The organism is Actinophytocola sp., assembly GCF_035762905.1.
Taxonomy (GTDB): Bacteria; Actinomycetota; Actinomycetes; order Mycobacteriales; family Pseudonocardiaceae; genus DASYTH01.
Window position 1 is genome coordinate 1 of the sequence record NZ_DASUCC010000079.1, and the last position, 5,435, is coordinate 5,435.

Annotated in this window: 8 protein-coding genes; 6 read left to right on the forward strand and 2 right to left on the reverse strand. The window is 72.1% G+C overall.

Annotated features, from left to right (window positions below):
• A partial coding sequence (locus tag VFV67_RS16350; protein WP_326470962.1) for an isochorismatase family protein occupies positions 1 to 351 on the reverse strand: 351 nt, incomplete at its 3' end.
• A 10-nt stretch (positions 352 to 361) separates the two neighbouring features.
• Positions 362 to 1,654, reverse strand: a complete 1,293-nt coding sequence (locus VFV67_RS16355; protein WP_326470964.1) for a nicotinate phosphoribosyltransferase — start codon at positions 1,652 to 1,654, stop codon at positions 362 to 364.
• 31 nt (positions 1,655 to 1,685) lie between these two features.
• Between VFV67_RS16355 and clpS the strand changes: the two genes are divergently transcribed.
• Genes clpS through VFV67_RS16385 form a run of 6 tightly spaced genes read left to right on the forward strand, consistent with a single transcriptional unit; the run spans position 1,686 to position 5,265 of the window.
• The gene (gene clpS, locus VFV67_RS16360) at positions 1,686 to 1,985 is read left to right on the forward strand and encodes an ATP-dependent Clp protease adapter ClpS (protein WP_326470965.1); all 300 of its coding nucleotides are present in this window, start codon (positions 1,686 to 1,688) and stop codon (positions 1,983 to 1,985) included.
• A complete protein-coding gene (locus VFV67_RS16365; RefSeq protein WP_326470967.1) occupies positions 1,982 to 2,545 on the forward strand; it encodes a DUF2017 domain-containing protein in 564 nt (187 codons plus the stop codon). The genes clpS and VFV67_RS16365 overlap by 4 nt, the downstream gene beginning before the upstream one ends.
• Entirely contained in the window at positions 2,542 to 3,573 is a 1,032-nt protein-coding gene (locus VFV67_RS16370; RefSeq protein WP_326470969.1) for a P1 family peptidase, read from the forward strand. The genes VFV67_RS16365 and VFV67_RS16370 overlap by 4 nt, the downstream gene beginning before the upstream one ends.
• Position 3,574: 1 nt before the next feature.
• Positions 3,575 to 4,012 carry a M67 family metallopeptidase gene (locus VFV67_RS16375; RefSeq protein ID WP_326470971.1) on the forward strand — a complete coding sequence of 146 codons (438 nt, stop codon included), beginning with the start codon at positions 3,575 to 3,577 and terminating at the stop codon, positions 4,010 to 4,012.
• Between the two features lie 22 nt (positions 4,013 to 4,034).
• Positions 4,035 to 4,307 carry a MoaD/ThiS family protein gene (locus tag VFV67_RS16380; RefSeq protein WP_326470972.1) on the forward strand — a complete coding sequence of 91 codons (273 nt, stop codon included), beginning with the start codon at positions 4,035 to 4,037 and terminating at the stop codon, positions 4,305 to 4,307.
• A 7-nt stretch (positions 4,308 to 4,314) separates the two neighbouring features.
• A complete protein-coding gene (locus tag VFV67_RS16385; protein WP_326470974.1) occupies positions 4,315 to 5,265 on the forward strand; it encodes a cysteine synthase in 951 nt (316 codons plus the stop codon).
• Positions 5,266 to 5,435: the final 170 nt, after the last annotated feature.

The following is a 5,435-nucleotide window of genomic DNA, read 5'->3' on the forward strand; positions in this document are numbered from 1 at the left end:
GGCCAGCGGGCGCCCGGCGCTTTCCGAGCCCTCGAAACCCGAGTACGCGGCGGCGTGCGCGCCCTTGGAGAACACCGCCTCGATACCGGTCACGTCCAGCTCCGGATGGAACGAGGCACCCGGCGTACCGGCGACGCAGTGCACCGGCCAGCTGGCCACGAAGTCGGGCGTCGCGCTGAAATGGTCGCCCGGGTCGATGTGATAGTCCCGGGTGGCCACCACGCGGTCGTAGCCGCCGGCCGCGATCAGCGAACTGATCGCCGCCGCCACCGCCGCGCCGCCGGCCACCGGCAGCGAACCGCCCTCACAGAAGTCGTTCTGCACGTCGACCACGATCAGTGCCTTGGCCACGGGATCCTCCTCAGCCGACGTGGACGGTGGGGATGGCCGGATCACCCTGGGACAGCTTGAGCCCTTCCCAAGGCAGGCTCACCAGGCCCTGGCGGACCCGCTGCCTACTCTCCTCGAGCGTGGCCGCCGGCGCCACCACCTCGCCGTCGCGCAGCAGCGGAACCTGGAGCTCGCGGTCGTGCTCGCCGACGGTCAAGCCGTCGCTGCCGATCACGTACACCACCTCCTCCAGCGCGGTGCCGGTCGGCTTGTGCCGGCGCAGCGCCGCCTTCCGCCCGCCCCGGGACTCCTTGTGCGAGCTGCGTTTGGCCACCGGACGCCGGTCCACCTCGACCAGCTTGTAGACCATCCCGGCGGTGGGCGCGCCGGAGCCGGTGACCAGCGAGGTGCCCACCCCGTAGGCATCCACCGGCTCGGCCCGCAGCGCCGCGATCGCGTACTCGTCCAGGTCACCGGAAACGACGATCTTGGTGTTCCGGGCGCCCAGCCGGTCCAGTTGCTCGCGTGCCTGCCGGGCCAGCACGCCGACGTCGCCGGAGTCGATCCGGATCGCGCCCAACCCGGTGCCGGCCACCTCGATCGCGGTGTCGATGCCCCGGGTGATGTCGTAGGTGTCGACCAGCAGCGTCGTGCCCGGGCCGAGCGCCTTGACCTGGGCGGCGAACGCGGCGTGCTCGGTGTCGTGCAGCAGGGTGAACGCGTGCGCGCAGGTTCCGGCGGTGGGGATGCCGTAGCTGCGGCCGGCCTCGAGGTTGGAGGTGCTGGCGAATCCGGCCAGGTAGGCGGCCCGCGCGCTGGCGACGGCGGCGTCCTCGTGGGTGCGCCGGCCGCCCATCTCGATGATCGGCCGGCCGTTGGCGGCGCTGACCATGCGGGCCGCGGCGGACAGGATCGCGGTGTCGTGGTTCATGATCGACAACAGCAGCGTCTCGAGCAGCACGGCCTCGGCGAACGTGCCGCGCACGGTGAGCACCGGCGAGCCCGGGAAGTACAGCTCGCCCTCCGGGTAGCCGTCCACGTCGCCGGAGAACCGGTAGCCGGCCAGCCAGTCCAGGGTCGCCTTGTCCACCACCGACCGGTCGGCCAGCTCACGCAGCTCGTCGTCGCCGAACCGGAACCGGCCGATCGCCTCGACCGCCCGCGCGGTCCCGCCGACCACGCCGTACCGGCGCCCGGCCGGCAGCCGCCGGGCGAACAGCTCGAACACGCACTGCCGGTCCGCCGTGCCGTCGGCGAGCGCCGCGGTGAGCATGGTCAGCTCGTAGTGGTCAGTCAGCAGAGCGGTGCTGCTCCCGGGTCTCATGCCCGGAGCCTAGACATGCCAGTATTGACCTATGACCACGCCTGTCGACCAGGAACAGACGCGGGTCGAGCCCACCTCGGCGGAGCTCGGGGTCGAAGACAATCCGTGGCAGACCATCGTGTGGAACGACCCGGTCAACCTCATGTCGTATGTGACCTACGTGTTCCAGAAGTTGTTCGGGTACAGCCGGGACCAGGCGACCAAGCTGATGCTCGACGTGCACCACAAGGGCAAGGCGATCGTCTCCTCGGGATCGAAGGAGAAGGTGGAGGGTGACGTGGCGCGCCTGCACGCGGCCGGCCTGTGGGCGACCATGCAGCACGACTCGTGAATCCCTGGAAGCGCAAGGGCAACACCGTCGTCGGTGACATCGACCGGCACGAGGCGGCTGTGTTGCGCGGCCTGGTGACCCAGATCGACGACATCCTGCGGGCCCGGGCCGCCGAGGCGCCGAGCGACGAACTGGCCGAGCTGACCGGCATCCGCACCGGACCGTCCACTCCGCCGCAGGACCCGATCCTGTCCCGGCTGCTGCCGGACTTCCACCGGCTGGACGACGAGCCGACCGACGCCGAGGTCGATGCGGCCGGCGCGCTGCGTTCGCTGCACGAACCCGAGCTGCTCGACCTGAAGACCGGAGTCGCCGGCGTGGTGCTGCGGACCTGTCCGGAGAACGGCGGCCGGGTCCGCCTCTCGCTCGAGCACGCCGACGCCTGGCTCTCCGCGCTCAACGACGTCCGGCTGGCCCTTGGCACCGCGCTCGACGTCACCGAGGACATGCCCGACGAACTGCCCGCCGACGACCCACGCGCCCCGCACCTCGGTGTCTACCAGTGGCTGACCTGGATGCAGGAGAGCCTGGTGCACGCCCTGTCGGGCGACGAGCCGTGAGCGGAAGCGAGCCGTCCAACACCTCCATTACGGACGTGGCCGGTGTCCTCGTCGGGCACCACCAGCGGATCGGCGACGGCTGGGCCACCGGCACCACGGTGGTGTTGTGTCCGGACGGCTCGACCGGGTCGGTGGACGGCCGCGGCGGCGCTCCGGGGACCAGGGAGACCGACCTGCTGCTGCCGGAGAACCTGGTGTCCCGGGTGGACGCGGTGTGCCTGTCCGGTGGCAGCGCCTACGGCCTGGCCGCGGCGGACGGGGTGATGCGCTGGCTGGCCGAGCGCAACCGGGGCTTCCGGGTCGGCGCGCAGCCGCACGAGGTGGTGCCGATCGTGCCCGCCGCCGTGCTGTTCGACCTGCCGCGCAGCGCCTGGGGCAACCGGCCGGACGCCGAGTTCGGCTACCTGGCCTGTGTGGCGGCCGCGGCTGGACCGGTGGCCACGGGCTGCGTGGGGGCCGGCACCGGGGCCAAGGTGGGCTCGCTCAAGGGCGGCACCGGCACGGCCAGCGCCACGGTGGACGGTTGCACGGTCGGGGCGTTGGCCGCGGTGAACGCGCTGGGTGAGGCGGTCGACCCGGCGACGGGGCGGCCATGGGCGGCCGACCTCGAGGTGGCCGGCGAGTTCGGGGTGCGCTGGCCGGACCGGCCGGGCACCCTGCCGGCCGCGCCGCGTGCCGACCTGAACACCACGATCGGCGTGGTGGCGGTGGATGCGGCGCTGACCAAGGCCGAGTGCCGGCGGCTGGCCGTCGCGGCGCAGGACGGCCTGGCCAGGGCGGTGCGCCCGGCGCACTCGATGTTCGACGGGGACACCGTGTTCGCCGTGGCCACGGGTGCCAGGGCGCTGGCCGACGACACCCCGGCCGGCCGGGCCTACCTGCTTGACCGGCTGTGCGCGGTGGCCGCCGACGTGTTCGCCCGCGCGGTGGTGCACGGCGTGCTGGCCGCCGGGAGCCTGGCCGGTCTGCCCGCCTACCACGACGTGTGGCCCGTCCCAGAACCTGAGAGCCCGATTTCCGGCCCCTAGGATGGATGGCGTGCAGCTACGCCGAGATCTGGTCGAGGCGATCGTGGCGCACGCCCGGCGTGATCATCCCGACGAGGCGTGCGGGGTGATCGCCGGCCCGGAGGGATCCGACCGGGCGGAGCGGTTCGTTCCGATGGTGAACGCCGCCCGCTCGCCGACCTTCTACGAGTTCGACTCCGCCGATCTGCTCAAGCTGTACCGGGAGATGGAAGCCAACGGAGAGGTGCCGGTGGTGATCTACCACTCGCACACCGCCACCGAGGCCTATCCCTCCCGCACCGACATCAACCTGGCCGCCGAACCGGACGCGCACTACGTGCTGGTCTCCACCCGGGACCCGCACGACCACGAGCTGCGGTCGTACCGGATCGTGGACGGCCAGGTCACCCAAGAGCCCGTCGAGGTGGTCGAGTCCTACGACCAGCCTCGAGCCGTCTGAAGTTCCAGTGGAGGGTTATTCCATGGCGGTCACCGTTTCCATCCCGACCATCCTGCGCAGCCACACCGGCGGCGAGAAGACGGTCGCGGCCAGCGGGAACACGCTCGCCGAGGTCATCGACGACCTGGAGGCCAGCCACGGCGGCCTCAAGGCCCGCCTGGTCAAGGAGGGTTCGCTGCACCGGTTCGTCAACGTCTACGTCAACGACGAGGACGTGCGGTTCTCCGGGGGACTGGACGCCAAGGTCGCCGACGGCGACACGGTGACGATCCTGCCCGCGGTCGCCGGGGGCTGAACCCGGCGTGGCCCGATACGAATCCCTGCTCGACGCGCTCGGCGACACCCCGCTGGTCGGCCTGCCGCGGCTGGCGCCCGCGGAGAACGTGCGGCTGTGGGCCAAGCTGGAGGACCGCAACCCCACCGGGTCGATCAAGGACCGCCCGGCGCTGGCCATGATCGAGGCCGCCGAGCGGGACGGCCGGCTGCGGCACGGCGCGACGATCCTGGAGCCGACGTCCGGCAACACCGGGATCTCGCTGGCGATGGCGGCCAAGCTGAAGGGCTACGGCCTGGTCTGCGTGATGCCGGAGAACACCTCCGAGGAGCGCCGGGAGCTGCTGGCCGCCTACGGGGCCCGAATCGTGTTCTCGCCTGCGGCGGGCGGGTCGAACGAGGCCGTGCGCCGGGCCAAGGAGCTGGCCGAGGCGAACCCCGACTGGGTGATGCTCTACCAGTACGGCAACCCGGACAACGTGCGCGCGCACTACGAGACCACCGGTCCGGAGATCCTGCGCGACCTGCCCACCATCACCCATTTCGTGGCCGGTCTCGGCACCACCGGCACGCTGGTCGGGGTCGGCCGGTTCCTGCGCGAGCGGCGGCCGGAGGTGCAGATCGTGGCCGCCGAGCCGCGCTACGGCGAGCTGGTCTACGGCCTGCGCAACCTGGACGAGGGCTTCGTGCCGGAGCTGTACGACCCGTCGGTGCTCACCGGCCGGTACTCGGTGGGCTCCTACGACGCCGTGCGCCGCACCCGGCAGCTGCTGGAGACCGAGGGCATCTTCGCCGGCATCTCCACCGGCGCGATCCTGCACGCGGCGCTCGGCGTCGCGGACCGCGCGGTCGCCGCCGGGGAGCGGGCGGACGTGGCCTTCGTGGTCTGCGACGGGGGCTGGAAGTACCTGTCCACGGACCTGTGGAGCCGCGACGTCGACGAGCTCGAGGACGAGCTGGACGGGTCGCTGCTGTGGTGATCGAGGCGGGGCTGACCCTTCCACTGCGGATCGCCGAAGAGCTCATCGCGCACGCTCGCGCGGAGGTGCCGAACGAGGCGTGCGGGCTGCTGGCCGGGAGCCTCGCGACCGGCGTGGCGACGGCGTACCACCCGGCGCGCAATGCCGATGCCAGCCCGTACGTGTACACC

What these genes read in the sequence shown, in the direction of transcription:
- VFV67_RS16355 (WP_326470964.1), bottom strand. Translation starts at nt 1,654, where the DNA reads ATGAGACCCGGGAGCAGCACCGCTCTGCTGACTGACCACTACGAGCTG.
- VFV67_RS16375 (WP_326470971.1), top strand. Translation starts at nt 3,575, where the DNA reads ATGGATGGCGTGCAGCTACGCCGAGATCTGGTCGAGGCGATCGTGGCG.
- VFV67_RS16380 (WP_326470972.1), top strand. Translation starts at nt 4,035, where the DNA reads ATGGCGGTCACCGTTTCCATCCCGACCATCCTGCGCAGCCACACCGGC.
- clpS (WP_326470965.1), top strand. Translation starts at nt 1,686, where the DNA reads ATGACCACGCCTGTCGACCAGGAACAGACGCGGGTCGAGCCCACCTCG.